Origin of the sequence: Vreelandella janggokensis, assembly GCF_031451615.1 — a bacterium.
Lineage (GTDB): Bacteria > Pseudomonadota > Gammaproteobacteria > Pseudomonadales > Halomonadaceae > Vreelandella > Vreelandella janggokensis.
Map to the genome: position 1 here is coordinate 313,682 of NZ_JARWAJ010000001.1, position 25,867 is coordinate 339,548.

Below are 25,867 nucleotides of genomic sequence, written 5' to 3' on the forward strand. Positions count from 1 at the left end.
ATAGCGTTGGTTAAGACGGCGGTGGCGGGGAGGTTATTCACACCACCTCGGGGTGCTTGAGCAGGCGGTCGTACTCGCGCTTGACGACCGCGTAGCATTCGCAGACGCGGGCTTCGAGCCCGGGCCGGTCGGTCACGGTGATATGCCCACGGTTGTAGGAGATCAAGCCAGCTTTTTGCAGTTTACCCGCCGACTCGGTGACCCCTTCCCGGCGCACGCCCAACATGTTGGCAATCAATTCCTGGGTCATGATCAGTTTGTCGCCCGGGAGGCGGTCGAGGCTGAGCAGCAGCCAGCGACATAGCTGCTGGTCGACGCTGTGGTGGCGGTTGCATACCGCTGTCTGTGCCATTTGCGTCAGCAAGGCTTGGGTATAGCGCAACAGCAATCGCTGCATGGGGCCGGCGCGGTAGAATTCGTTCTTGAGCAGTTGACCCTTGAGGCGATAGGCCGTGCCTGCACTCTGGACGATCGCGCGGCTGGGGGTGGTTTCGCCGCCCATGAACAGCGATACGCCGACGACACCTTCGTTTCCCACCACGGCAATCTCTGTCGAGGCGCCATCCTCCATCACGCACAGCAGCGAGACGATGGCATCAATGGGAAAGTAGACATGGCTCATCTGCTGGCCGGATTCGCTTAGCGACTGGCCCAGGGTCAGCGTCACCTTTTCGAAAGAGGGTAACAGCCTTTCAAGCTCTTCTTCCGGTAGCAGGCCAAGCAGCGCGTTTTGCTGTAAAACTGTCGGTTCTAGCATTGAAAATCGATCCTTGTCCCTGTGTGACGCACAATGTCTGAGCGCAATGCTCACAGTTGACTTATGTTGTCAGGCGCTTGTATCGGGTATTCCAAGGCGTGGCGGTAGACGTTTCTAGTATAGAACGCCGCAAGGCAAGCTCTGTACGCTAGCGCACATAGGCGTGGTCGACCTGATTAAAAAAGCCATCCGTACAGTCATCGGCCTTATGGATAATACGAAAAATAGTCGCCTTGCATGTGTGCTAACGCACAGTCGGCGGCGGGCTTACCGTCTAGTGTTCGTATGAGTGTGGCAACGGAGTTGCCTGGACAGGATGTCACACTTTGCGCTGCAGGGAACGCAGCGCCACCCCTCAACGCTTCATTATCACAACGGCCTGGCAGTCGTTACCTCCCCCTGGTTTTGCTCCCATGCTTAGCCCGTCCTGATTGCCACATTGAAAATAGCGTTTGCTGTGTTCGGTAGCGCACAGAAGCGTATCGCTTGACTGCTTTATGGTCGAAATAAAACGCTGATATTACCCAAGCCAACGTACCGGTTTTGGGGTCGAGGCGTAAGGGGATGGGGAAAAGGAGCGTGTCTCATGGATGTTTATGTCATCTTTGAAACGGTCACGAAAGGCGCTGTTGCCTTAACTGCGTTCGGTTATGCAGGAAAAAGGCACGACGATGCAGCGCGTTAAACGTCGTCTCGCCCGAAAGCGGGGGGGAGAGCGTGTCGCGGAAAAGAAGCAGCACATGGACGCACGCTTGCGCGAGGCTGAAACCGCTTTGCAGGCGGCAAGGGAATGGGCCCAGGTAACCTTGAATTCGATCGGCGATGCGGTGATCACCACGGATCTGGCATCGCAGGTTACCTATCTGAATCGCGTCGCGGAAGCGCTGACGGGCTGGTCAAGCGAAGATGCTTCCGGCAAGCCTCTGGATCAGGTACTGATGCTCATCGACGGTCAGACCCTGGAGCCTGCCGCTAACCCGGCGAGGCGGGCCATGGAAGAGAATCGCACCGTCGGTCTGGCCATAAATTGTGTGTTGGTCCGCAAGGATGGCAGCCAGTTGCTGATTGAAGATTCAGCGGCACCGATCCATGACCATGCGGGCCTACTTCAAGGCGCGGTCATCGTCTTTCACGATGCCTGCCATTCGCCTGCTCATTCGTCCAGGCTGGCTTATCAGGCTCAGCATGATGCCCTCACGGAATTACCCAATCGTGCGCTCTTTAATGAACGCCTGACGCGCGCTATCGGCCTGGCAAAACGCCACCAGCATCAGGCCGCGCTGTTGTTTATGGATCTTGATGCGTTCAAGGCCATCAATGACTCACTTGGGCACGCCATCGGTGACTGTCTGTTGCAGTCGGTGGCGGGGCGTCTTACACATTGTGTTCGAAGCACGGACACGATATGCCGTCAGGGCGGCGATGAATTCGTGGTGCTCTTGAGCGAGATCGACAAGCCCCAGGATGCGGTGAGGATTGCGGAGAAAATCCTCGCAACGCTCGCTGAGGCGCACGCGATAAACCAGCATGAACTGCACGTGACCGCCAGTATCGGTGTCAGTATCTACCCTGACCACGGCAGTGATGAGTTCACTCTGCTCAATAATGCCGATACGGCCATGTATCACGCCAAGAAAAGTGGGCGCAACAAGTACCAGTTGTTCAATGCCGATATGAACGCTGTGAAGATACAAAACAATAACCTGGAGTCTCAACTGCATCTGGCGCTCGAAGCGGATGCGCTGTTTCTCGATTTTCAGCCCCGGATTGATCTTGCCACCGGCTATATGGTGAGTGCTGAAGCGTTGGTACGGTGGCGCAACCCGACGCTGGGCCTCATGCAGCCTTCAGCGTTTCTGCCCGTGGCGGAAGCCCGTGGTTTAATGGTGCCCATCGGTTACTGGGTGCTGGGAGAGGCTTGCCGCCGGTTGCAGGCGTGGCGGCGTGAAGGGGGCGATATCGTGCCCATCGCGGTGAACATGTCGGCGATGCAGCTGCGCGACACATCACTGCCTGCAAGGGTGGCGGAGATATTGGCCAGAACGGGGCTGGAGGCTCATTTTCTGGAGCTGGAGATAAGTGAGGAAGACCTGATACAGCTTCACACTGACGCCTCAATTTCGACGCTGCGCGAGCTGAGCCGTATGGGAATACGCATCGCTATCGATGACTTCGGAAACGGGCGGGCCAGCTTGAATCAGCTGCAGCATTTTCCCATCGACACCGTCAACCTCGCGCCCTGTTTTGCCAGCGGCATGTGCTACAACCCGCAAAGTAACGTTTTCACCAAGGCGCTGATCGGGTTTCTGAAGGATCTATCTCTGCGCGTCAACGCCAAGGGTGTCGAGACCCTGGCGCAGCGCAACTACCTCGCCTTGCAGGGGTGCAATGGTGCCCAGGGGTTCTGGCTCAGCAGGCCGTTATCGGCTACCCACTTCCGCTTGTTGCTCGACCCTGAGCAGGCTAATCCAAGGTTATGCCCCTTGTCGCCTCGGCGTAGCTAGCCGCTGCCGTTAAAACTTAAACTTTTCCGTTCTAAACACGATTCAATGAAACGTTGAAAACATGAACAGCGGTGTGGGCTGATCGACATTGTGAAGCGTAATAAAAATTCGTATCATTCGCTTTACTATAATTATACGCTTCCTCCACATCCCAAGGCCCTCTTCATGTTCCAGAACACTACCCCTTTCACGCGACGTCCGCTTGCTGTTGCTATGCGACGTTCTCTTACCCTATCGCTCGGCAGCGTGCTGAGTTTTGCGCCGCTTGCTGCCCTGGCTCAGGAAGAGTCAGTGGATACTGGCACCACGGTGGTTACTGCCACGGCGTTGAAGGTGGATACGCCGCTGGTTGAAACGCCTCGGCCTGTATCTAGCGTTGATCGTGAAGAACTGGAAACCCGTAACGTTCAACAGTTGGATGAAACCTTCCGCTATCGGTCTGGTGTGCTGTCTGGTCACTATGGGTCGGACAACAACACGAACTGGTTCAAGATCCGGGGCTTCGACCAAGCAACCTATCTGGATGGACTTCGTCTCTATCGCACCGGTTACTACCAGTGGTTACCAGAAACTTATGGTCTGGAGAGTGTGGATGTCTTTAAGGGGCCGACTTCGATTCTCTATGGTGAAGCGCCCTCAGGTGGGATGATCAATGCCGTTAGCAAGCGTCCAACCGATGAACCTCGTGGTGAGTTCGAGATCCAGGCTGGCAACCGCGATCATCGTCAGTTGGGCATTGATACATCAGGACCGGTGACAGAGAGTGGTGATGTACGCTACCGCTTCGTGGGGCTTTATAAGGAGCGTGATGGTGACTTAAATGGCACCGACAACGAGCGTTACTATTTTGCGCCGAGCCTTGAGTGGGATCTATCCGAAGATACGCAGCTGACGGTGCTGTCCAGTTTCCAGAAAGATGATGGCGTACCGGTCAACCCCTTCAAACTTCCCTATGGCACGGTAAACGACACCCCATTTGGAAAGGTGGATCCACAAGCTAACTATGGCGCGCCAGACTACGACAAAGACGAACGTACACAAGCCGCCATCGGTTATGAATTCAAACATCAACTCGATGACACCTGGAAATTTGAGCAGAATGCTCGTTACAGTCACCTTGATTTGGATCTTCGCAGTACCTATGTGCTGGGAGGAACAGGTGACGGGCAAACAGCTTCTCGGGGGCATTTGCAGCGTGATGGAGAGATTGACAGTTTTACGATTGATAACCGTATGTTGGGCGAGTGGTACACAGATCGTACTGAAAATACCTTACTGTTCGGGGTGGACTACCAAGACCTAAGCCTTGATGGCAAAGAGTTTGATAGCTTTGGCTATGATGTTGTCGATATTTTCAATCCCAGGGGCGATATTGCTCCAATCTCCAGCGATCAGTTGACAGGGCGTCAGATCGACAAGGATCAACTAGGTTTGTACGTTCAAAATCAACTACGTATTGATGACCGCTGGGTTTTATTGGGTGGTGTTCGTTACGATAGTGCTGATGTCAGAAATGAGTCCGAGCGCGAGAACACAATAGTAGATGAAACCCAGACCGCAACGTCCTTTTCTGGTGGCGTTATGTACCTGGGTGAAAATGGTCTGAATCCCTATCTAAGCTACAGCGAGTCGTTCCAACCGGAAGCGCAAACTGACCTAACAGGCGCTGTCTTTGAGGAAATCAAAGGTGAACAGTGGGAGTTGGGTGTCAAATATGCACCGCTTGACTGGGATGGTTACGTGACAGCAGCATTATTCGACATAGAGGAGTCGAATTCATTTGCTACCACCCCTGCGGGGTATCAAACCCAGGAAGGCAAGAGAACTTCTACCGGTTTCGAACTTGAGGGGGTTGGGTATCTTACCGAAGCGCTTAAGTTGACGGCGGCCTATACCTATACAGATGCGCGCGACGCAGATGACAACCGTTCAGCCTTGATTCCACGCCACATGGCATCTACGTGGTTGGACTATGACTTTGAAGGCACTGCTGTGGATGGCTTGAAGGTAGGAGCTGGCATTCGCTATGCGGGCGAAAGCGCAGGGGGGGCTACTATCGATGTGCCTAGTTATACGGTGGGTGATGCCATGGCAAGCTATGACATCAATGAAAGCTGGACGGCTCAGCTCAACGTCAACAACCTCACCGATGAAGAATATGTGGCGAGTTGCGAATCTGACTTCTGGTGCTACTACGGCGAATCCCGCAGCGTGATCGGCAGCTTGAAGTACAATTGGTAATCTCAGACGTGCTGCTAGAAACCCGGCTTAACCGCCGGGTTTTTTATGCGCTGCTGGGCGGGGTACGCAAACCGGGCGGCCAGTTTCCGGGTCCTGGATCACCTGGGCGTCCAGATCAAAAACACGCTTGAGGTTAGCGGCGGTAAAGACCTCGTCAGGCGCGCCGCTGGTGACGATCTGGCCGTCTCGCATCATCACCAGGTGGTCGGCGTAGGCCGCTGCCAGGTTCAGGTCGTGGAGGACCAGTAGCAGGGTGCGGCCTTTTTCATGGGCCAGACGTGACAGTAGCTCCAACAGGTCAACCTGTACTTTCAGGTCGAGAAAGGTGGTGGGCTCATCAAGTAGCAAGAGGTCGGTCTGTTGCGCCAGTACCATGGCGATCCAGCAACGCTGGCGTTGGCCGCCGGAAAGCGCATCAACGTTACGCTCGGCAAATTCCGTTACGTGGGTATACGCCATGGCTTCGTTAACCGCGCGGGCATCCTGCTGGGCGTCTTTTTGCCATAGGCCTTGATGCGGAAAACGCCCCATGGCAACCAGTTGCCTCACGCTCAGCCCTTCCGGGGCAACAGGGCCTTGAGGAAGGATGCCCAGTTGCCTTGCTACGTCGCGGGTCTTGCGGCGATGAATGTCTTTTCCATCCAGATAAACTTGCCCGGCACTGGGTGTCAGCGTTCGGGCGAGTGTCTTCAGCAGGGTTGATTTACCGCTTCCGTTGGGTCCTAGCAGGGCGGTCAGTTTTCCTTCTGCCACGGCGATGTCCACGCCATTGAGTACGCGTTTGGTGTCATAGCCAGCGTAAAGGGTTTCGCCTGTTAATCGAGCATGCGGGGCTGATGCGATTGGCATGGGCATTCACGGGTTATCAAAACAGCCTGCACCGTAAGGCAAAACATTCTCATTTTCAACATTGTAAGTTAGCGATTACTCCTTTTTGGCTGCCCTCTTGACCGGGTTGATAGTCAAAAGCGCTGGCTAACACCGTTGCAAGCAGCCTAACTGCTTATGGCTGTTTGGTAGACCTCATGCTTTCTTATATGCATAATATAACTATTCTCATTTAATTATGAGTTGTATTAGCAAGGGTTCTTCAATGCAAAAAGGGGATAAAAAGAAGATGTACGTCAACAAGCATCACGTGCTTTGGCCTACCGTTTCGTTGATCGGTTTACTGGCTGCCAGCAATGTTTACGCGCAGCAGGATTCCTCCAACGGCGAAACGAGCAGTGCTACCGGTGAAAGCCAAACCATGGTTGTCACCGCAACCCGGAGCAAGAGCGAGGCGGGCCAAACGCCGCAAAAAGTCACGGTGATTAGCCGGGAACAGATTGAGCAGCAGATGGCCATCAGCAGTGACCCTGGCCAGGTGCTTAGCAACCTGATTCCGTCTTACTCCCCCAGCCGCCAGAAACTATCAAATGCGGGTGAGACATTTCGTGGCCGGGATGCGGCTTTTCTGGTCGACGGTGTGCCGCAGTCCAACCCGTTGCGCGACAGCTCGCGTGATAGTTACACCATTGACTTGTCGATGGTCGAGCGCATTGAGGTGATTCACGGTGCCAGCGCGGAACACGGCCTGGGTGCCACTGGCGGGCTGATTAACTTTGTCACCCGGCGCGCCGAAGGTGGAGGAATAAATCAGCATGCGGGCGTTAGCCTCACCACTGATGACGACTTCGAGTCTGACGGCTTTGGTCATAAGCTGGACTACCGCATAAGCGGCCAACAGGGTGACTGGGATTTCGTCGCTGCTGCCACCCGCCAGGAGCGTGGTGTCTTTTACGATGGCAACGACGACATTGTCGGTATCGCCTATCCCGGTGAGCTGCAGAACTCTGAAAGCTACGATCTATTCGGCAAACTGGGGTACTGGATAGACGACAACCAGAACCTTGAGCTGTCGCTCAACCATTTTGATTTGGAAGAAAGCAACGATTACGTGCCGGTACCGGGTGATCGCGATGCGGGCATTCCCACCACGGCGCGCAAGGGCACGCGTGATGGTGAGCCTGGCTTCAATGAGGTCACCACGGCGCGGCTTTCCTACGCCCACGCGGACTGGTTTGGCAACGAGGTCGATGCACAGATTTATCATCAGCGCTTCCGCGCCCGCTTTGCCACCACCCCTTACTTCCCTTACCTGGATAGCGCCGGTGATACCCAGTATGACCAAACGCGCAATGAATCCGACAAGGTAGGTGCCAAGTTCACCGTCAACCGCGATGGCTTGCTGGGGGATCGGCTTGGACTGACCGCGGGGTTGGATATTCTTCGCGATGAGACGCGTCAGATGCTGGTGGAAACCGGGCGTACCTACGTGCCGGAAAGTCAATTCGATAATATTGCGCCTTTCCTCCAGGGCGAGTTTGAGCTGGCCAAGCCGCTCACCCTGCACGCGGGGGTTCGCCACGAGCATGCCGATCTTGAGGTGGATACCTATCAAAGTATCGACCGCGACAATGTCACCCAGGATAACGTGACCGTTGAGGGCGGTAAGCCCAGCTTTGACGAAACGCTGTTTAACGCCGGCCTGGTTTATCAGGCCACCGACTGGGCGCAGCTTTACGCCAACTACTCCGAAGGGTTTGGTATGCCCGATGTGGGCAGGGTGCTTCGCGGCATCAGCACGCCGGGGCAGAACGTCGATGATCTGATCCAGCTTCAGCCTATCGTGACCGATAACCGCGAGGTGGGCGCACGATTCGACTGGGATCGCTACGGTTTGGAGGTCAGTTACTACCAGTCGAACGCGGACTTTGGCCAGCGTCTTACGGAGGAAAACGGCACCTGGGTAGGCAACCGCGAGAAGACCGAGATCCAGGGTGTCGAGATTACTGGCGATATGCAGGTAACGGACAATCATGACCTGTCGCTTTCCTACACCCACGCCGAAGGTGAGTCGGATCAGGACGGTGATGGCCGTGTGGAGACCGAACTGACCGGCATCAATATCGCACCGGATACGCTCAAGCTGGGCTGGAGCGCTACCTGGAACGATAAGGTGTCGACCCGCTTGCAGAGCCGTTATTACTTCGATCGAAGCGTCGATGACCCGAAACTTGATTTTGACGGCTATGGGTTAGTGGATGCCTCGCTGACGTATCGACTGCCTGCGGGACGTATGTCCGTCGGCGTTGAAAATGTTACCGACGAAGACTATCTCACCTATTACTCCCAGTCGGCACGTGTCAGCGACGAGTATTACTTCACCGGCCGTGGGCGCACCTTCACCTTGGGCTACCAGTTGGATTTCTGAACTGAAATGTGTTCTTAACTAGCAAGCTGATTGGCGGCACCCCATGGGTGCCGTTTTTTTATTCACGAATGGTTTTCTTAATAACGGCGTTGGCGAGTTCTATACAGCAAGTAAACGAAAAAGGGCGCACCAATACCGGAAACGAAAATGCCTGCTGGCAGGTCACGGGGTAAAAAGGCCACCCGTCCTAGCAGGTCGGCGTTGAGCACGATCAATGCCCCGATCAAGCCGGATGCCGGTACCAACCTGACAAAGTGACGGCCCACCAACTTGGCGGCTATATGTGGGGCCATCAAGCCAACAAAGCTCAAGCCACCCGCAAAGGCAACGGCAGCCCCTGCCAGCGCCACGCTGCAGGCCATCAGTACCAGGCGGCTTCTGAGCAGGTTTATCCCGAGTCCTTGGGCGACTAAATCACCCAGCGCCATGGTATCGAGCTGCCGTGCGTAGCCAAGGCATAGCGGAACTGCAACCAGCAACCAGGGCAGCATGCCCGCTACATCCGGCCACTGGGTGGCATAAAGGCTACCGGTGAGCCATACGTAGGCCACCATGGCGGCCGCGTCATCGCTGATCACGATCAACAGCGTCGTTGCCGCGCCCATGGCGGCGGAAAGCCCGATGCCCACCAGCACCATCCGCGAAGGGCTAACGCCGCCTTTCCAGGCCAGAAAGAATACCAGCAACGCGGCAAAAAACGCGCCGCTCAAGGCAGCGAGCGGAAGCCATTGGCTATCTAGATGGGCGCTTAACAGGCTCAGAAACACGACCGCTGCCAGTGAGGCACCGCTCGTTATCCCAATAACATCAGGCGAGGCGAGCGGGTTGCGCACAATGCCCTGCAGAATCGCGCCAGCAATCGCCAGGGCAGCACCCACCAAAACGGCCAGCACGATACGTGGCAAACGCAGCTCCCAGATAATAAACCTAATATCGCTTTTTTGCGGTGAAACGAGTGCGTGCAGTACGTTTGCAAACGGTGTGGGGAAACTGCCGAGGCTGAGCGATACCCCCATATTGACGACTAGAAGCAGCGCAAGCAGCCCGGTGATGGCCCAAAAACGCGTCGGCAGCACATCACTCGTCAGGTTGTATTGCTGTTTCAAAACACTGGAAGAGGTCATCATTGGGCCTGCTGTCGCCGCGCCAGATAGATAAAGAAGGGCGTGCCAATCAGCGCCGTCATCACGCCGACGGGAATCTCCTGAGGCGGTATCAAAACGCGCGATGCGATATCGGCCAACAGCAGCAGACTCGCCCCCAGTAGTGCGCAGGCTGGCAGTAGCCAACGGTGGTCGACGCCAAACAGGCCGCGCGCCATGTGCGGCACGATCAACCCTACAAAGCCGATCATGCCCGCCAGTGCCACCGAGCTTCCCGCCAGCATAATCACTACCAGGCCAAGTAACAGCTTGATGGTACCTGCGCGCATCCCGAGCCCCGCGACCATGTCGTCTCCCAGCATGAGGGCGTTGGCGTGCCTTACCAGAAAACCACACAACAGCAGGGCAAGACCGAATAGCGGGAGCAGGGGCGCCACCAGTGAAAGCTCCCGACCCGCAACGGAACCGGCCAACCAATACAAGACGCTTTCGAAGCTTTGCTGGTCGAGTATCAATAGCCCTTGGCTGAACGACACAAACATGGCGGTGACGGCTACACCGGCAAGCAATACGCGTAGCGGGGGAAGTTCCCCCTGACGGCCGCGGCTGAGGATGACCACCAATCCGGCAGCGACCAGTGCGCCTAATAAGGCTGCCCAAACATAGCTCGCAGGCGTATGCAGCGGCAGTAACGAGACGGTGATGACGACAAAAAACATCGCCCCGGCGTTAATCCCCAGAATGCCGGGGGAGGCCAGTGGATTGCGTGTCAGGGTCTGCATCAGTGCCCCGGCAATGGCCAAGCTAGCCCCCACCAGGGCGGCAATCACCGCCCGGGGCAAGCGTTCGGTGCGTAGAACGATGTGGGCCACCTGGGTTGGGTCGTAGTCACTCAGAGAGGTCAACAAGGCGGCTGGCGGTATATCGGTAGGGCCCGACATGAGGCTGGCGATAAAGGCGGTCAGCATGAGTATGCCGCCCGTGCATAGCCCCGCGCCTTTGGCAGCTTGCCCGCTCAGCATTGAGCGTGCTCCATGTTGCCCGTCGGACGTGCCCGGCATGAGAGCGATGATTGAGATGATGAAGGCGTGAGGGCGTAATGGGTATAGAGGTCATCCAGCATCGCATTGGCGGCCAGAATGCCGCCGCCCATGATCCAGTTCACCGTATCGACTTCAAAAACACGGTCGTTTTGTACCGCGTCCAGTCGCTGCCATAAGGGATGTGACCTCCAGTGGCGGTAGTTCTCCATGATGGCCGGGTCGTCGGGCTCCAGTATCACAAAAATGACGTCGGCGTTGATGACGGGAATGTTTTCCTCGCTGGTCAGCTTCATTCCCCAGCCCTGGGCCGTGAGCGCGTCAGGCTGTTGAACCCCCAGCTCGCTTAAAATCGAGCCAGCAAAGCCCGACGAATAAAGGCGCAGGTGGTCACTCTTGAAACGTGCCACGGCGGCTTTTTGAGGCCAGGCTAAGCCCGAAAGACGCATTGCGTGGCGAAAATCCGCCACACGCTGATCCCATTCTCTGAGTAAGCGGCGGGCACGGTTTTCCCGGCCGGTCGCCTCAGCGATCAGTGAAAGGCTTGCTTTGAAATCGAACACCGGGCCAGCCACGACCGTGGGTGCCGTTTTCTCGAGTATCGGAAGCACCCGCTCATGACGAAAACGGGTAGCGACGATAAGATCCGGATCAAGCCAGGCAATCTTCTCCAGATTGGGCTGGGTTTCCAGGCCCACGTATTCGACACCGGAAAGGGCATCGCGCAGGTAGCGGTACATGGGTTTTTCCAGCCAGGACTCGACAACACCGACCGGCGTGATGCCGAGCGCCACGGCGCTGTCAGTCGCGCCTTGGTAAAGCGTGACAATGCGTTGTGGCGCAGAAGGACCAGTATCATCAACGGCTAGTTGGACGTCCTGAATGCCCTGTGCGGCGCAGATATTAACGCTGAGCAATAGCATGCCTAGCAGCCATAGTGGCATGCAGTGGTTTGATCGATGGCGCGTCATTCCAGCTTCCTGATGGCCGCGGTTTTCAAGGAGTCCGTACGGGGAGAGCAAGCCATGAATGATGGCATGATGCAGAGTCTAATACAAATCGTTATCAATTGATGTTTTCTGGTTCACGGTCCGCTATCTTTCTTGAAGCGATACGGTACCATGCGGCGCCTGGTTCGTTTTTTCTATAGGCATTATTGGCATGAACACTTCTCCTTTTCAGGCGCTGGCCTGCCCGTTAGACGGTAAGCCGCTAACACCGTCGGATCGTGCATGGCGCTGTTCGGCGGGACATAGCTTCGACATTGCCAAGCAAGGCCATGTGAACCTGTTGCCGGTTCAGCAAAAGCGCTCCAGCGATCCTGGGGATAGCAAGGCGATGGTGGCCGCGCGGCGTCGGTTTCTGGAGGCCGGTCACTATCAGCCGATTGCCGAGGCGGTGACCCGGGCGGTATTCGACCACGCAGAACAGAGGTTACCCCGCAATACGTTTTTCAGCTGCCTGGATGCCGGCTGCGGTGAGGGCTACTACCTTCGGGAGCTTGCCAAGGCGGCGACGAACCAGGCGTCGTTGGCGTTAATGGGGCTGGATATTTCCAAATGGGCCGTGCAGGCGGCGGCCAAGCAGGATAATAGACAGCAACCGCAAAGCCGCTGGGTGGTGGGCAGCAATGCCAACCTGCCGGTTCAGAGTGGGGCGCTCGATTGTGTGCTTTGCATGTTTGGTTTTCCGGTCGTTGACGAGTTCGCGCGGGTACTCAAACCAGGCGGCCTGCTGATACAGGTGGAGGCGGGGCCGGATCATCTGCGTGAATTACGCGATATTATCTACCCGACGTTAAAACCGGAACGGGCAAGTGATGATGAGCCGCCAGCGGGGTTTGCGTCACTGGGTTCAGAGACGGTGCGCTACACTCTTGCGCTTGACGATGCAGGAGCCATTGCCGATTTGCTGGTGATGACGCCGCATTTTTACCGTGCGACTACTGAAGGTCGTGAGAAAGCGGCGGCCCTAGGGGAGATGACCTTGACGGTTGACGTGCGCCTGGTGCGGTGGGAGCGTATTTAAAGGCAATTTTCATCGATGCCAAACGCAACAAGGCCCGCTTAAGCGGGCCTTGTGGTTCGAACCTTGGAAGGTTCGAGCAAACTGCTAACGGATGTTAGGAAGTTTGCTTGATGTTTGAAGCTTGTAGGCCTTTCTTGCCTTGGGTAACGTCAAAAGAGACGCTAGCGCCTTCTTGCAGAGATTTGAAGCCGTCGGCTTGAATCTCAGAGAAGTGAGCAAAAAGGTCGTCGCCGCCGTCAGAAGGAGCGATGAAACCGAAGCCTTTAGTGTCGTTAAACCATTTAACTGTGCCAGTTGCCATGATGTAGATCCTTTCGCGCAATTGCGCCTTAATTAAGTTCCTGGTATTACCCAGATTTAAGTAGCGGGTGAAACAAGGAATACAATGTCAGGCTGCCGAAATAGATCGTACACTTCTGAAACCATGCTGCTTGCTAACCACTGACGACACAGTGCCATGGATCGTTTGGGGTGTCAAAACCTTTCAGGTTTTATTTTTCTAAACCCCATGGCGCTCATCGGTTATTGCCAGCCCATTTTCCACACGCTGTCATCTTTCAAGTGCTGCCACGGCATGAGCGTTTCCCGGTGGGAATAGATAGCCTCGACGACAACGTCCACCACGTTCTCATCCTCATCCCGGATCAGTTGGGTAACCATGAAGTGCTTTTCTTTGTTGCGTGGGTGAACCGCCGTCCATTTGCTATGGTGCAGCTTGCTCGGATTGATCGTGTTCATTGGTGCTCCTTGTTACCGACGTATTCAGGGCAAATATCGCTATGCCACACTGATATAATAATGAGCGTGCTTATAATGTTAGCATTGCGAGCATATTCAATCCTGTAAAGGACACCCAATGAAACGCATATGGAAAGCCTATTTTCAGGCGTCGTTGATTTTACGCGTCACCATCGCGCTGGTGCTGGGCGTTGTAGTCGGGCTTGTCGGTGGTGAAACAGTGGCTTCCTGGTTGGCGCCACTGGGCGATCTGCTCCTGCGGCTACTGACATTTCTGATTGTGCCCATTGTGCTGTTTACCCTGATGGTGGGCGTTAACCAATCCCGGGAGGGCAGCGCGGGCCGCATCGGTGGCAAGGTGCTCGGCTATTATCTGGCGTCTTCGGCCCTGGCGATTATGGTGGGGTTAACCGTCGCGACGCTGTTCAGCCCAGGCAGCGGCATGACGCTGGATGACGACGCCAGTTTCTCGGTGCCGGACAATCCGGGCGTTGTCGATACGCTGCTCAATATCGTGCCGAACAATATTATTGGTGCCTTTTCCGAGCTCAATATGCTGGGGATTATTTTTACTGCCCTGGTATTCGGCATTGCACTGCTGAAAATGCGCCAGTCAGCGCGCCAGCAAGCCATGGGCGAGCGGCTTTATGGAGTCATTGAATCGCTGAACGAGGTCACACTGAAAGTGATGGCGGGCGTATTGCATTACGTCCCCATCGGTGTATTTGCGATTGTCGCCGAAACGGTGAGCCGCCAAGGCCTGGAGACGCTGCTGTCATTGGGCGATATGGTCGTTGTGCTGTACATCGCGCTGGCGGCGCATCTGTTGATTTACTGCGGCATCATGCGGCTGTTCGGGGTAAAGCTGCGTAGTTTCTTCCGCGAAGCGCGCACACCGATGCTCACAGCGTTTGCCACCCAAAGTAGTTCCGGTACCTTGCCCATCACGGTCAATGCCGCCAGTCGCTTGGGAATCCCCAAAAGTATTTATGGTTTCAGCCTGCCGTTGGGGGCTACCTTGAATATGGATGGCGCGGCGATTCGTATCGCCATCTCGGCGGTCTTTGCCGCCAATGTGATCGGCGCGCCGCTGGACTTTGTCAGCATGGTGCAGATTGTGCTGATAGGCACTTTGGTGTCGATTGGCACGGCCGGGGTGCCGGGGGCTGGCATCATCATGATTGCCACCGTCTTCGCCCAGGTTGGCCTGCCGATTGAAACCGTTGCGCTTTTGACCGCTATCGATGCGTTGGTCGGCATGGGGTGTACGGCGCTCAACGTCACGGGCGATCTGGTGGGCACCTCTGTTATTGCGCGTAGCGAAGGCGAGTCGTTAAGTGAAGCACCCGCTGACGAAGCGACCGTAGCGGCGGCAAAGGGATAGATTGGAAAACCACGCTAGATGAGGAGAGCCCATGTTGGACGAGCGAGAGCAGCGCTACCTGGCACGCGCCGTGGCGCTTGCCGAAGAGGCCCTGAAAGCGGGGGATGAGCCCTTTGGCAGTGTGCTGGTCGGAGGCGATGGCGAGGTGCTGGCTGAAGATCGCAACCGGATTGCCGGCGGCGATGCTACCCAGCACCCTGAGTTTGCGCTGGCACGTTGGGCGGCCCAGCACATGACGCCAGAAGCGCGAGCACAGGCCACGGTGTTTACCTCCGGCGAGCATTGCCCGATGTGCGCGGCCGCTCACGGCTGGGTTGGACTCGGGCGTATCGTCTACGCCAGCTCTTCGGCGCAGTTGGGTGCTTGGTTAGCCGAGCTAGGCGTGGCACCGCCACCGGTGGCAACCCTGCCTATTCAACAGGTGGTGCCAGGCCTTCCAGTGGAAGGGCCGGTCGATGGGTGGGATGAAAAAGTACACGCCTTGCATCTGCGGCGACATGACACTGTTCGCTAGGCATAAAAAACCGCCTGAGCGCATGCTCAGGCGGTTTTGAGTTACCTGGGAAAAGCTAGTGCTTCAATATCACATAAAACGCATGGATGATGCCGGGCACGAAACCAAACAGCGTTAAAATGATGTTAAGCCAGAAATGTCCTTTAAATCCCACCTCAAAGAATACGCCGAGTGGCGGTAAAATGACGGCAAATATCATCTTGATCGGGTCAGTCGCGGTAAACGCCATGAAGCCTCCTTTGCTTTCAAGGTAATAGCTCTATCAAGCACTTTTACACAAGTGCGGTTACGGAAATGTAACGAGAGCTTTTTCAACTGTAGACATCACCAGCATTTCTAGCGAGTCCAACGGCCGGTTATGACGCGTGCCATCAGAAATCGTTCCATCCAGTCATGCAGCATTGTTATACACACTCTTTTGATGTCCCGGGAGGGATCCCTGTGAAAAGACTCACCACCACCTCGGTTTGCTTGGCCAGCTGCTTGCTAACCCCTTCAGTCTGGGCACAGCCCAATGACACAGAAATGGCAACGATTGAGGTCACTGCGCCACGGTTGGCCCGCGAGCTTTATGCAACCCCCGCGGCCGTCTCAACGCTTGAATCGGACGCCATTGCCCGAGGCCAGCAACGCGTTCGGCTGGATGAGTCGCTGGTGCGGGTGCCCGGTGTATTCCTGCAAAACCGCGATAATTTCGCCCAGGGTCAACGCATCTCGATTCGTGGCTTTGGCGCCCGCGCGCCGTTTGGCGTGCGCGGCATCACGGTCATGGTCGATGGTATCCCTTATACGCTGCCGGACGGCCAGGCCCAGCTCGATGCGATTGACCTGGACAGCGCCGAGCGCATCGAAGTGATTCGCGGCCCGTCGTCGGTGCTCTATGGCAACGCGGCAGGTGGGGTGATCGATGTGACCACCGCCGATGGCCGCGATAACCCCGGTACGAGTGTGCGCGCCGAGGCAGGCAGCGATGGCTACCGTAAAACGTCCCTGCAAACCGGGGGGAGCCAAGGCGATTGGTCGCACCACGTTAGCGTCTCGGCGCTCAATGTTGATGGCTATCGCGAGCAAAGCTCGACGGAAAAGTACCTGTTGAATGCCAAGCTTCGTCGGGAGCTGGGCAGTGAGCGGGCGTTAACCGCCATCGTCAATTTATTGGATAACCCGCGTTCAGAGGATCCCGGTGCGTTGAACGCAGACGAAGTGGCGCAAGGTCGTGATCAGGCCGCGCCGAATTCGCTGGCCTTGGATGCAGGGCAAAACGTGGATCAGCAACTGCTGGGACTACAGTACGAGGACCTGGCCGCTGGCCCTGGCGAGTTATACCTTAAAGGATTTATCTCCCAGCGGGATTTTGAGCAGCAGCTGCCGTACGTCGGCGATAGCCGCATCGGCTATCAGCGGGATTACCTGGGGGCGAGCGCCGAGTACCACCACGAGGTGACCTTGGGGAATCTGCCGCTGAGTTATATCGCAGGCGCCGAGGTAGCCCGGCAGGATGACGAGCGCTTCCGCAACGACGTGAATCCCCAGGGCGTCGTCGGTGAGCAGTTGGCCGAAGAAACCCAGACGGCCACCTCGACCGGCGTTTTCGCTCAGGGCGACCTGGCGCTGACCGAGCAACTGACCCTTTCCCTCGGCGCGCGCTTTGACCGCGTTGAATTAGAGGTAGACGATCGTTATCAGGACGACGGTGACCAGAGCGGCGACCGCCGCTTTGATGAGTGGAGTGGCTCGGCGGGGCTAAGCTATCGCTACCGCCCCCAGCATCAGGTTTACGTGAATACCGGCACCGCCTTTGAAACACCAACGTTTTCGGAGTTTGCCAACCCGGCGGGCGGCGGCTTTAATCCATCGGTGTCGCCACAAAAAGCCTGGAATCGGGAAGTAGGCGCTCGTGGCTATGTGGGGCCGTTGGCGCTGGATTATGACCTGACGCTGTTTTCGGTGCGCGTACGCGATGAATTGGTGCCTTATGACGAAGGGGATCGCACTTTCTACCAAAACGCCGGTGATACCGACCGCGATGGTATTGAACTGGCGCTGGGCTGGCAATTTGCCGACCAATGGCGGCTGGATAGCGCCTTGACGCTGGCACGCTACGAGTTTGACCGCTTCTCTACTCCCGCCGAGCGCTTTGGGGGCAATCGGATCCCCGGTTTGCCGGAGCAGACCTGGGTCAACCAGCTAACCTGGGAGGGGCGCGATGATCGCTTTGCCACGCTGGAAACCCAGTATACAGGCGACATGGTGGCCGATAACGCCAACGAGACAGAGGTGGATGACTACTGGCTGTTGAACCTGCGTGCGGGCAATGGCTGGCGCCTGGGGGACGATACCCGACTCAGCGCTTATGTCGGCGTACGCAACCTGCTTGACGAAGAGCACTACGCCAACGTGCGTTTAAATGCAGGGTTCGGCCGCTATTACGAGCCCGCGCCAGGGCGCAGTGTTTACGGTGGGGTAGAAGTCAGCTTTTAAAGCGTCAGCCATTGAGGCAAAAAAACGGGCGGTCCTCGGTCATCGAGGCCGCCCGTTTTCGTTGGTGGATGCGCGATATTACTCTGGTAGCGCGTAACCAATCACGTAGTCACCCATTTGGGTACCAAAGGTGCCATGGCCACCTGCCGTTACCACCACGTACTGGCGGCCGTCTTCCCCGGTGTAGGTCATGGGGGTTGCCTGGCCACCTGCCGGTAGACGAGCCTTGAACAGCTCTTCACCTGTGGTGATATCGTAACCGCGCAGGTACTGATCCAGCGTGCCGCTCAGGAACGACACCCCGCCACCGGTGGTCAGCGGGCCGCCAAGGGCTGGCACGCCTACCTCAAAGCCAATCGGCAGGTCGAAGGGCATGCTGTCTCGAGTAGTGCCATTACGATGCTTCCAGGCTACCTCGGCTTCCTGCAGGTTGATACCCGCCACATCACCCCAGGAGGGCGCTTGGCAGGGCAGGCCGAGCACCGACAGTAGCGGCCCCAGCTTGACGGCGTAGGGCGCGCCGGCATTGACTTGCAGCCCCTGTTCGCTGGCCGAGCCCTGGCCGTCTTCGACCTCTTCACGGGGAACCAGCGTCGAGACAAAGGCCAGGTACTTGGCGCCGGTGAACAGCGCCTGGCGTTCGGGATCGACCGCGACACCACCCCAGTTCATCACACCGACGTTGCCCGGATAGACAATGCTGCCTTCAAGCGACGGCGGCGTGTACTGGCCTTCGTAGCGCAAGGCGTTGAACTGAATGCGACACATCATCTGGTCAAACGGTGTGGCACCCCACATGTCGCTTTCAGTGAGCGGCGGTGGCAGCAGGTTAAGGTCAGAACGCGGCTGCGTCTCGGCGGTCCAGTCACCTTCAACGGCGCCCAGTGGGGCCGGGACTTCCTCAATGGGCACAATCGGCTCGCCGGTTTCGCGGTTCAACACGTAAAGGCTGCCCTGCTTGGTCGGCTGAATGACGGCTGGCTGGGTACCATCATCGGTGGCGAGATCAATCAGCACCGGCTGGGCGGGGGTGTCCATATCCCAGAGGTCGTGGTGGACAAACTGGTAGACCCATTCGACCTGACCTGATGCAAGGTCGAGGGCTACCAGCCCTGCGCTGTAGGTCTCGTCGTTGACGCTGCGATTGGCACCGTACTGGTCGGGCGTGGCATTGCCCATGGGCAGATAGACCATGCCCAGGTCTTCATCGACGCTGATCGGTGCCCAGACATTGGGCGAGTTGCGGGTGTAGGTTTCACCATCGCCCAGCGGCTCGGTATCGTGAGGGTTGCCGCTGTCCCAGTTCCAGACAAGCTCGCCGGTGTGCACGTCAAAGGCGCGAATGACGCCGGAGGGCTCATCGGTGGAGCTGTTATCGGTGACGTGGCCGCCAAGGATAATCAGGTTCTCGGTTACCGTGGGGGGCGAAGTGGAATAGTAGCCGCCGGGATCAAAGTCGCCGATATTACGTGTCAGGTCGATTTCGCCGTCATCGCCAAACGCTGCGCAGCGCTCGCCGGTATCCGCATTTAGCGCAATCAGGCGGGCATCAGCGGTAGGCAGGTAGAGCCTGCGCGGGCACATCACGTCAGCGGCACTTGGCATACGGGGCGTGACGTCATCCCCGGCGTCGCTGCCTGGGTTCATGAAGAGTAGAAACGCCAGGTCAATATCAAAGGTATCGCGATCGAAGAGTTCAGGCGTCTGGCGGGTGCCATCCGTCTTATTGGTGTCAGTCTCGCGGGTGTCGTCGCTATCGGCATAGCGACCGGCATCGTAATAGGCGAGGCCGCGGCAGGTCATATGCGCCCAGCCGGAGAAGTTCTCTGCGCCCATGGTGCTGATTTCCGGATCGAAGGACCAGTGGGTCTCGCCGGTTTCCGGGTCCAGCGACATCGCGCGGCTGTGCGAGGTGCAGATATACAGGCTGTCGTTGACCTTGAGCGGTGTGTTCTGGTTGGTGATTTCCGGCGGCGCGTTGGGGCCTGCCTCGTCGCCGGTCTGAATGCGCCAGACTTCTTCCAGTTCGCCGATGTTGTCCGGCGTGATCTGATCAAGGCTGGAGTAGTGCGTGCCCGCGTTGGTGCCGCCATAGGCGGGCCAGTCGTCACCGGCCACCTGAGCCGGGTTGACGGTCTCCTGGTGGTCGCTGCGCTGGGTATCGAGGGTGCCTTCAACGGTGGCCGGGTCGTCAAGCTGACTGGCCAGGGCGACACCAATCGAAGCGATGACGGCCAGGCCAAGCGCCACGCTGCCGCCCCGCGAGTCGAGGGATTTTCGCCACCACGGCAGCAGCAATACAATGCCGATCAAACAGGGGATGGCCACCCGGGGAACAAGCTGCCACCAGTCCAGGCCGACTTCCCACAGCGCCCATCCCAGGGTGGCGAATAAAACCAGCGCGTAGAGCCACAAAGCAGCTCCCTTGCGTAGGGCGAGCAATACCCCGCTGGTGATAATGGCAACGCCCGCTACCAGATAATACGCGCTGCCCCCCAGGCTAAGTAACTTCCCTCCGCCAATCGCCAGGGCGAGGCCCGCGATGATAAGCAGTAGGCCAAGTAAAACAGCGGGCCATTTTGCCCGCTTGCGGTCTTCCATGAAGTTCCCCTTTTATGAACTCTGGATCGCTTGGCGATCCTCTCGAACCATCATCAGGCGCCATATGCTTAACGCGCTAACTATTTTAAGAGTCAATACATCAATGGTCTAACGATTTTATGTGTTTCTCAATGATATGAAGGGTCACGTAAAAGAAAAAGCCGCGCTGGAAGACCAGGCGCGGCTTAAATACACAACAGTGAGAGGCGTTCAGTGCGGCATCAATTCAACTTGACCAGCATCTTGCCGGTATTGCCGCCATCAAACAGCGCCAGAAAAGCATCGGGGGTGTTTTCCAGCCCTTCTTTGACGGTTTCTTTATAGTCGAGCTTACCGGCGACGACCTGAGGAGCGACTTCCTTGAGGAAGTCCGGGTAATGTTGCCAATGATCCGCCACGATGAAGCCCTGCATTCTCGCTTTGCGTACCACAAGCTGGGCGAGATTGCTGGGGCCAGGGACCGGTGTTTTGGCGTTGTAGCTGTCAATCATGCCGCATACCGCAATCCGTGCGCCCTCGTTTAACTGGCTTAGAGCCGCTTCCAGGCAGGTGCCACCGACGTTTTCAAACACCACATCAATACCTTTGGGGCTTGCCAACTGGATGGCATCGCCAAGCTCTTGGGCGTTTCGGTCGCGGTAGCTTACGGGTTCGATATGCAGTGATTCCAGCCAGGCCAGTTTGTTGGCCGCGCCCGCGATACCTACCACATGGCAGCCTTTTGCTTTCGCCAACTGGACCGCCAGTGAACCGACGGCCCCGCTGGCGGCACTAACCAGGACGTTATCGCCAGGCTGGCAGTTGGCTATCCGGTTGAGTCCAGTCCAGGCGGTCATGCCCGGCATTCCCAGCACGCCCAGGTAGGCCTGTTCGGCCACCCCAAAATCCGGCAGCACTTGAACACCCTCAGAGGAAATCTGTGCAATATCGCGCCAGCCGCCCATATGGCCGACCAGGTCGCCTTCTTTAAGGCGCTCGTCGCGCGAGGCAATGACTTCGCCAACAGCGCCGCCTTCCATGGGCTTGCCCAGCTCAAACGGGGGGACATAGGTGTGCAGGCCGGTCATGCGGCCACGCATATAGGGATCTACTGAAAGCCAATGGTTGCGTATGCGGACGTCGCCGGGAGCGAGATCCGGGAGCGTTTGGGTTTCCAGTTGAAAAAGTTCGCGTTCGGGGCGGCCTTCCGGATAACGGCTTAGCGTAAAAAAGCGAGACTGCATGTTGCCTCCAGCGACGATGTTTTTAACAGCGGTGTTCGTGACAGTGGTGTTTTGAATAACGTTCCGTGTTATCCAGAGACCGTTAGCGTGCTTGATAGTTTCGTCGCGAATCCTGGCAAAGGACGCACAAAAAAACAACGGGCGCTTGAGCGCCCGTTGATGCGAATGCAGTAGGTCGTGGTTAGGTGTTGCTAGTTCAGCAGCGTCACCATAACCGGTGCAACGCCACGCTTCAGCATGCCCAGTTCACGCGCTGCGCTTTTGGACAGGTCAATGATACGCCCTTGCACGTAAGGACCGCGGTCATTGATCAGGACTTCGACTTCTTGTCCGGTATCCGGGCGCTTTACCAGCACCTTGCTTCCAAAGGGAAGGCTTGGGTGCGCGGCGGTCAGTGCCTGTTGATCAAAGGCATCACCACTGGCAGTGGTTGCTCCTTGAAAGCGGTCGCTGTAGAAGGACGCAACGCCGCGCTGAGTATCGGCGGGTGTACCGTGTGCCAGAGCGCTATTCACTGCCGTGGTGAATACGGCTATGGCAAAGCAAAAATTCAATAACGTATGTTTGATAGCTCCCATAGGAGTACCTCAGTGTGTCGTGTCGCGGGTTTCGCATCCATCGATGAGGTGCCAATTTGGCTACTCGATAGTAACGCTGGACCGTACCCTGGGCAAGCTTTTAGACGATCGGCGCTTATGGCCTCATATTGGTCTCTCTTGTCTGTGATATTTGGCGCCTTTTAATTCAGCGGCTTATCCAAGGCTGTTGTAAACATCGAGGCTGAAAAAAAGCGAAACCAGATGAGGCTGTCAACCCAATGGCGGCCATTATGCGTTTATAATGCCGTTTTCAACTCGACTATATCTATCTGCCACAAGATCAAGGATTGCTCATGGCTAAATCTTCTCCGCTTGGTTATCTGCTTGTCGCCGTTGGCGGCGGTGTTATCGGCTTTTTGGCGGCACAGGCCATTACGCTCAATATACCGTCCGAGCTAACACCTGATTCCCAAAACGGCCAGGACACTGCTGAATCGAGTCGTTTGGCAGGTCTTGAGCGCGCTACCCTGGGGGAGCGCTTGAGAGGGGAGGTGACCTCTGAAAGTGCGCTCAACGGCAATGATGGCAGCCGTTTCGAGCGCTATGTCATCGCGCTGGACGAAGACGATTTGGTTGAGGTATCGCTGGAAGGCGCCCTTCAGGGCGTAGTGGCTCTCTATGATGACCAGCTACAACTGTTGGATAGCGCCGAGGTATTGCGCCAGCGCATCGATCAAAGCGGTGACTACATGCTGGTGGTCAGTGGGGCTGACGCTCAAAGCTATGGACCTTTTACCCTTGAAAGCCGTCGTCTTGAACTCAGCGACACGGATACCCTGGCGTTGGATACGCCTCTAGATAGCTGGCTTCAGAGCGATGAGCGTGACTATACGTTCACGGTCGAAGAGGCGGGCATGTACGACATTGACATGCGCTCCGATGAATTCGACACCTATCTGGTGCTGGAAGGGCCCAATGGCTACTACCGCGAAGACGACGACAGCGCAGGTAACCTGAATGCGCGTATCGCCGATTTTCTTGCGCCCGGCGAATACCAGGTGACAGCGCGTTCAGCCTACGGTGACGGCGAAGGTGTCTTTACGCTGGCGCTGACGCCCCGTGAGTTGCCCAGCGACACCCAACTGCGTAATGCAGGTGAGTTGACGCCGGGTGAGTCACTCAATGGCTGGTACAGCGGTGAGTCGTTGACCTATGAGCTGACACTCGACGAGACATCCAGCGTCACGCTTGACATGCGTTCAAGTGATTTCGATACGTACCTTGAGCTTGAGGGCAACGGCGTTTCGTTAAGCGATGATGACGGCGCAGGCGGCACGGATTCGCGAATCACCGAACAACTGCTACCGGGTACCTACACGGTCACCGCCCGGGGCTATAGCCATACCGCCAGTGGTTTATTTGAGCTTGCTACTCGCGCCGAGCCAAGCGAGGGAGAGCCTCAGCTGTAAGCGGGATGTCGACAGTATTAATAGCTTAAAAGCCGCCCCTCCAGGCGGCTTTTAAGTTCAAGGCGTTAACCATGGCGCCTGGCAATCCAGATGCCTGACATTAACGGCCAGCTTTCAGACAGCCCACGACCACCAGGGCGCCTGCGACCGGCAGGCGCCAGTCCAGCGTGCTCATTCCCGCTAATACCAACAGCAGCGCCGCTAAAATGGGCACGCCATAGGCGAGGCTGCCGACCAGGCTGGTATGCCCCCAGCGCAACGCTTTATCCCATGCCACCATGGCGATGCCGTAAGGCCCAAGGCCCAGCGCCATGCCGGTCAGCACCGCTTCGTTGCTGGGTAATGCGATCTGCCCTTCTAGAATCGCACTCGCGCCCGCCGCTATAACACAGGCAATCAGCAATAAACGCGGCAGCAGCGGTGTTAGCGGTACCGGTGCCACCTGGCTAAGCCAGGAATAAAGTGCCCAGCAGCAGGCCGCTAAAAGCGCCAGCGCGTAACCGGTGAGTGCATTGTCGCCACCGCCGCCGGATGCCTGAGGGATCAGCAGCAGGGCGGCACCGGAAAAGGCGATCAGCGCACCGACCAGTCCGCCCATCCGCAGACGGCCAAACCGGCTCCACTGGCTGAGCAGCACGAACAGTACCGGCCAGGTATAGGTGATCAATGCCGCCTCAGCTGCGGGGGCCAGCCGCATGCCGATGAAATACGTGCTGACGGCGCCAATGATCAGCAACGGAATGCCCAGCCAAATGCTTAGCTGCCAAGCGTGGCCGCAAGTGGCGACGTTAACCCGTCGACTGAGCGGTAGCGTTGCTAATGCGCCTGCTAACAGCGTCAGTGCCGTGAGCTGGAGAGGCGGCGTGGCCCGGGCGTAATCAGCCAGAAGGGGGGCGGCACTCCAAAGCATCACGGCCACCAGCGCCGCCCCAACACTGTAGCTACGTGGAAACACAACGAGTGGATTGACATGATGCATAGCGATCTCCTGACCTTGCCTTGAGGTGACCTGCACAGCATACTCATCGGCAACACATCACAATATCGATCTTTTTTGATCGTTTTTATCAAGGAATATGATGTATGAGGGCGCCAACGCTGGACCTGACGTTACTACGCACGCTCGTGGCAATCGCCGACACCGGCAGCGTGACGGCGGCTGCAAAACGCCTGGCCTATACCCAGTCGACCGTCAGCATGCAGCTTCAGCGTCTGGAAACCCAACTGGCGCTGACCCTTCACGAGCGCGAAGGGCGCAAACTCCGCTTTACCCCGGATGGGGAGCGGTTGCTTAACCACGCCCGCCGCCTGTTGATACTCAATGACGAGGCCTGGAGTGACATGCAGGCGCGTCAGGTGGGCGGCGAACTGACCCTGGGCATCCCGGAAGATTACGCCTCCCTATTGCCTTCCGTGTTCGCCTACTTTCACCAGTTATACCCAGGCGTGGGGCTTCAGGTCAGGTGTGGTACCAGCGGTGACCTGGTGGAACGCGTAAAACGTGCCGAGCTGGATCTGGCGCTGGTGACCCGGCAGCGTAACTCACCAGGCGGCGAGATCATTCGGCGCGAGCCTTTAATATGGGCGGTAGGCGTTAACCAGCAGCCATCGTTAACCGACCCGCTGCCGTTAGCGTTGTATTCACCCGGCGCGGATGTGTTTCGTGAGATAGCCGAACAGGCGCTGAAAAACGCCGGGCGTGACTGGCGCGTCGCCTATACCAGCCAATCCATGGCAGGGCTGGCACCGATCGTGACGGCCGGGTTGGCTGTGGTAGTGGTAACGCGGAGCATGCTGACGCCGCTTTTAAGGCCACTTGACGAAGCCAGTGGCCTGCCATCGCTACCGATGATCGAACTGGCACTCCACCGCGCACCGCATCGCCCGTCAGAACCAGCCCGCCGACTGGGCGAGCTGATCCGCGAGCAGTTGGCCGCACCGGTTGATGCCTGGGCACCATGACAGCAAGCGTTGACGGTGACCGTTGGC

Annotated in this window: 21 protein-coding genes; 9 read left to right on the forward strand and 12 right to left on the reverse strand. The window is 57.2% G+C overall.

All coding sequences use genetic code 11. The annotated features are described in order from the left end of the window. Positions 1 to 37: 37 nt before the first annotated feature. Positions 38 to 757, reverse strand: a complete 720-nt coding sequence (locus tag QC816_RS01475) for a Crp/Fnr family transcriptional regulator (protein ID WP_230446124.1) — start codon at positions 755 to 757, stop codon at positions 38 to 40. A gap of 671 nt (positions 758 to 1,428) precedes the next feature. Here QC816_RS01475 and QC816_RS01480 point away from each other — a divergent pair. Beyond that, positions 1,429 to 3,261 carry a putative bifunctional diguanylate cyclase/phosphodiesterase gene (locus tag QC816_RS01480; RefSeq protein WP_309780635.1) on the forward strand — a complete coding sequence of 611 codons (1,833 nt, stop codon included), beginning with the start codon at positions 1,429 to 1,431 and terminating at the stop codon, positions 3,259 to 3,261. Between the two features lie 165 nt (positions 3,262 to 3,426). Then, positions 3,427 to 5,502, forward strand: coding sequence for a TonB-dependent siderophore receptor (locus QC816_RS01485; protein ID WP_309780636.1), 2,076 nt, complete (start codon positions 3,427 to 3,429; stop codon positions 5,500 to 5,502). Positions 5,503 to 5,529: 27 nt separating this feature from the next. Here QC816_RS01485 and QC816_RS01490 read toward each other — a convergent pair whose 3' ends face one another. Next, on the reverse strand, positions 5,530 to 6,351 hold the full coding sequence (locus QC816_RS01490; protein ID WP_264823547.1) for an ABC transporter ATP-binding protein: 822 nt from the start codon (positions 6,349 to 6,351) through the stop codon (positions 5,530 to 5,532). Positions 6,352 to 6,595: 244 nt separating this feature from the next. Here QC816_RS01490 and QC816_RS01495 point away from each other — a divergent pair, with 244 nt between their 5' ends. Beyond that, on the forward strand, positions 6,596 to 8,758 hold the full coding sequence (locus QC816_RS01495) for a TonB-dependent receptor (protein WP_309780637.1): 2,163 nt from the start codon (positions 6,596 to 6,598) through the stop codon (positions 8,756 to 8,758). 77 nt (positions 8,759 to 8,835) lie between these two features. Here the strand turns inward: QC816_RS01495 and QC816_RS01500 are convergent, their stop codons facing one another. Genes QC816_RS01500 through QC816_RS01510 form a run of 3 tightly spaced genes read right to left on the reverse strand, consistent with a single transcriptional unit; the run spans position 8,836 to position 11,872 of the window. Next, positions 8,836 to 9,882 carry a FecCD family ABC transporter permease gene (locus tag QC816_RS01500; protein WP_309781417.1) on the reverse strand — a complete coding sequence of 349 codons (1,047 nt, stop codon included), beginning with the start codon at positions 9,880 to 9,882 and terminating at the stop codon, positions 8,836 to 8,838. After that, positions 9,882 to 10,883, reverse strand: coding sequence for a FecCD family ABC transporter permease (locus tag QC816_RS01505; RefSeq protein WP_264823545.1), 1,002 nt, complete (start codon positions 10,881 to 10,883; stop codon positions 9,882 to 9,884). Before QC816_RS01505 ends, QC816_RS01500 begins: the two co-directional genes overlap by 1 nt. Continuing rightward, complete coding sequence (locus QC816_RS01510; protein WP_309780638.1) at positions 10,877 to 11,872, reverse strand: ABC transporter substrate-binding protein; 996 nt, start codon at positions 11,870 to 11,872, stop codon at positions 10,877 to 10,879. The genes QC816_RS01505 and QC816_RS01510 overlap by 7 nt, the downstream gene beginning before the upstream one ends. Positions 11,873 to 12,062: 190 nt before the next feature. Between QC816_RS01510 and QC816_RS01515 the strand changes: the two genes are divergently transcribed. Then, positions 12,063 to 12,929: a putative RNA methyltransferase gene (locus QC816_RS01515; protein ID WP_309780639.1), complete on the forward strand. Its 867-nt coding sequence runs from the start codon at positions 12,063 to 12,065 to the stop codon at positions 12,927 to 12,929. Between the two features lie 94 nt (positions 12,930 to 13,023). On the opposite strand, the gene QC816_RS01520 is transcribed toward QC816_RS01515, so the two are convergent. Together QC816_RS01520 and QC816_RS01525 are read right to left on the reverse strand one after the other, a co-directional pair. Continuing rightward, positions 13,024 to 13,230, reverse strand: coding sequence for a cold-shock protein (locus tag QC816_RS01520; RefSeq protein WP_027336479.1), 207 nt, complete (start codon positions 13,228 to 13,230; stop codon positions 13,024 to 13,026). Between the two features lie 221 nt (positions 13,231 to 13,451). Beyond that, positions 13,452 to 13,667, reverse strand: coding sequence for a TIGR02450 family Trp-rich protein (locus QC816_RS01525; RefSeq protein WP_092826803.1), 216 nt, complete (start codon positions 13,665 to 13,667; stop codon positions 13,452 to 13,454). A 118-nt stretch (positions 13,668 to 13,785) separates the two neighbouring features. Here QC816_RS01525 and QC816_RS01530 point away from each other — a divergent pair, with 118 nt between their 5' ends. Both QC816_RS01530 and QC816_RS01535 read left to right on the forward strand, forming a co-directional pair. Beyond that, positions 13,786 to 15,051: a dicarboxylate/amino acid:cation symporter gene (locus tag QC816_RS01530; RefSeq protein ID WP_085918250.1), complete on the forward strand. Its 1,266-nt coding sequence runs from the start codon at positions 13,786 to 13,788 to the stop codon at positions 15,049 to 15,051. Between the two features lie 31 nt (positions 15,052 to 15,082). After that, on the forward strand, positions 15,083 to 15,565 hold the full coding sequence (locus QC816_RS01535; protein WP_085918249.1) for a nucleoside deaminase: 483 nt from the start codon (positions 15,083 to 15,085) through the stop codon (positions 15,563 to 15,565). A 55-nt stretch (positions 15,566 to 15,620) separates the two neighbouring features. Here the strand turns inward: QC816_RS01535 and QC816_RS01540 are convergent, their stop codons facing one another. Further along, positions 15,621 to 15,794 (reverse strand): YqaE/Pmp3 family membrane protein, encoded by a 174-nt coding sequence (locus QC816_RS01540; RefSeq protein ID WP_009722289.1) that lies wholly within the window; start codon positions 15,792 to 15,794, stop codon positions 15,621 to 15,623. Positions 15,795 to 16,090: 296 nt separating this feature from the next. Here QC816_RS01540 and QC816_RS01545 point away from each other — a divergent pair, with 296 nt between their 5' ends. Next, positions 16,091 to 18,046, forward strand: coding sequence for a TonB-dependent receptor family protein (locus tag QC816_RS01545; RefSeq protein ID WP_309780640.1), 1,956 nt, complete (start codon positions 16,091 to 16,093; stop codon positions 18,044 to 18,046). Between the two features lie 78 nt (positions 18,047 to 18,124). Here QC816_RS01545 and QC816_RS01550 read toward each other — a convergent pair whose 3' ends face one another. The 3 genes from QC816_RS01550 to QC816_RS01560 all read right to left on the reverse strand — a co-directional run bounded on the left by QC816_RS01550 (position 18,125) and on the right by QC816_RS01560 (position 22,448). Then, positions 18,125 to 20,647: a glucose/quinate/shikimate family membrane-bound PQQ-dependent dehydrogenase gene (locus QC816_RS01550; RefSeq protein ID WP_309780641.1), complete on the reverse strand. Its 2,523-nt coding sequence runs from the start codon at positions 20,645 to 20,647 to the stop codon at positions 18,125 to 18,127. A 221-nt stretch (positions 20,648 to 20,868) separates the two neighbouring features. Further along, positions 20,869 to 21,870 (reverse strand): NADP-dependent oxidoreductase, encoded by a 1,002-nt coding sequence (locus QC816_RS01555; RefSeq protein WP_085918246.1) that lies wholly within the window; start codon positions 21,868 to 21,870, stop codon positions 20,869 to 20,871. Positions 21,871 to 22,061: 191 nt separating this feature from the next. Further along, entirely contained in the window at positions 22,062 to 22,448 is a 387-nt protein-coding gene (locus tag QC816_RS01560; protein WP_085918245.1) for a septal ring lytic transglycosylase RlpA family protein, read from the reverse strand. 314 nt (positions 22,449 to 22,762) lie between these two features. On the opposite strand from QC816_RS01560, the gene QC816_RS01565 reads away from it, so the two are divergent. Then, positions 22,763 to 23,878: a hypothetical protein gene (locus tag QC816_RS01565; protein ID WP_264823539.1), complete on the forward strand. Its 1,116-nt coding sequence runs from the start codon at positions 22,763 to 22,765 to the stop codon at positions 23,876 to 23,878. 100 nt (positions 23,879 to 23,978) lie between these two features. Here the strand turns inward: QC816_RS01565 and QC816_RS01570 are convergent, their stop codons facing one another. After that, complete coding sequence (locus QC816_RS01570; protein ID WP_268902024.1) at positions 23,979 to 24,857, reverse strand: DMT family transporter; 879 nt, start codon at positions 24,855 to 24,857, stop codon at positions 23,979 to 23,981. Positions 24,858 to 24,961: 104 nt separating this feature from the next. On the opposite strand from QC816_RS01570, the gene QC816_RS01575 reads away from it, so the two are divergent. Beyond that, on the forward strand, positions 24,962 to 25,840 hold the full coding sequence (locus tag QC816_RS01575) for a LysR substrate-binding domain-containing protein (protein ID WP_085918242.1): 879 nt from the start codon (positions 24,962 to 24,964) through the stop codon (positions 25,838 to 25,840). The last annotated feature ends 27 nt before the right edge of the window (positions 25,841 to 25,867 follow it).

What these genes read in the sequence shown, in the direction of transcription:
- QC816_RS01475 (WP_230446124.1), bottom strand. Translation starts at nt 757, where the DNA reads ATGCTAGAACCGACAGTTTTACAGCAAAACGCGCTGCTTGGCCTGCTA.
- QC816_RS01480 (WP_309780635.1), top strand. Translation starts at nt 1,429, where the DNA reads ATGCAGCGCGTTAAACGTCGTCTCGCCCGAAAGCGGGGGGGAGAGCGT.
- QC816_RS01485 (WP_309780636.1), top strand. Translation starts at nt 3,427, where the DNA reads ATGTTCCAGAACACTACCCCTTTCACGCGACGTCCGCTTGCTGTTGCT.
- QC816_RS01490 (WP_264823547.1), bottom strand. Translation starts at nt 6,351, where the DNA reads ATGCCAATCGCATCAGCCCCGCATGCTCGATTAACAGGCGAAACCCTT.
- QC816_RS01495 (WP_309780637.1), top strand. Translation starts at nt 6,596, where the DNA reads ATGCAAAAAGGGGATAAAAAGAAGATGTACGTCAACAAGCATCACGTG.
- QC816_RS01500 (WP_309781417.1), bottom strand. Translation starts at nt 9,882, where the DNA reads ATGACCTCTTCCAGTGTTTTGAAACAGCAATACAACCTGACGAGTGAT.
- QC816_RS01505 (WP_264823545.1), bottom strand. Translation starts at nt 10,883, where the DNA reads ATGCTGAGCGGGCAAGCTGCCAAAGGCGCGGGGCTATGCACGGGCGGC.
- QC816_RS01510 (WP_309780638.1), bottom strand. Translation starts at nt 11,872, where the DNA reads ATGACGCGCCATCGATCAAACCACTGCATGCCACTATGGCTGCTAGGC.
- QC816_RS01515 (WP_309780639.1), top strand. Translation starts at nt 12,063, where the DNA reads ATGAACACTTCTCCTTTTCAGGCGCTGGCCTGCCCGTTAGACGGTAAG.
- QC816_RS01520 (WP_027336479.1), bottom strand. Translation starts at nt 13,230, where the DNA reads ATGGCAACTGGCACAGTTAAATGGTTTAACGACACTAAAGGCTTCGGT.
- QC816_RS01525 (WP_092826803.1), bottom strand. Translation starts at nt 13,667, where the DNA reads ATGAACACGATCAATCCGAGCAAGCTGCACCATAGCAAATGGACGGCG.
- QC816_RS01530 (WP_085918250.1), top strand. Translation starts at nt 13,786, where the DNA reads ATGAAACGCATATGGAAAGCCTATTTTCAGGCGTCGTTGATTTTACGC.
- QC816_RS01535 (WP_085918249.1), top strand. Translation starts at nt 15,083, where the DNA reads ATGTTGGACGAGCGAGAGCAGCGCTACCTGGCACGCGCCGTGGCGCTT.
- QC816_RS01540 (WP_009722289.1), bottom strand. Translation starts at nt 15,794, where the DNA reads ATGGCGTTTACCGCGACTGACCCGATCAAGATGATATTTGCCGTCATT.
- QC816_RS01545 (WP_309780640.1), top strand. Translation starts at nt 16,091, where the DNA reads ATGGCAACGATTGAGGTCACTGCGCCACGGTTGGCCCGCGAGCTTTAT.
- QC816_RS01550 (WP_309780641.1), bottom strand. Translation starts at nt 20,647, where the DNA reads ATGGAAGACCGCAAGCGGGCAAAATGGCCCGCTGTTTTACTTGGCCTA.
- QC816_RS01555 (WP_085918246.1), bottom strand. Translation starts at nt 21,870, where the DNA reads ATGCAGTCTCGCTTTTTTACGCTAAGCCGTTATCCGGAAGGCCGCCCC.
- QC816_RS01560 (WP_085918245.1), bottom strand. Translation starts at nt 22,448, where the DNA reads ATGGGAGCTATCAAACATACGTTATTGAATTTTTGCTTTGCCATAGCC.
- QC816_RS01565 (WP_264823539.1), top strand. Translation starts at nt 22,763, where the DNA reads ATGGCTAAATCTTCTCCGCTTGGTTATCTGCTTGTCGCCGTTGGCGGC.
- QC816_RS01570 (WP_268902024.1), bottom strand. Translation starts at nt 24,857, where the DNA reads ATGCATCATGTCAATCCACTCGTTGTGTTTCCACGTAGCTACAGTGTT.
- QC816_RS01575 (WP_085918242.1), top strand. Translation starts at nt 24,962, where the DNA reads ATGAGGGCGCCAACGCTGGACCTGACGTTACTACGCACGCTCGTGGCA.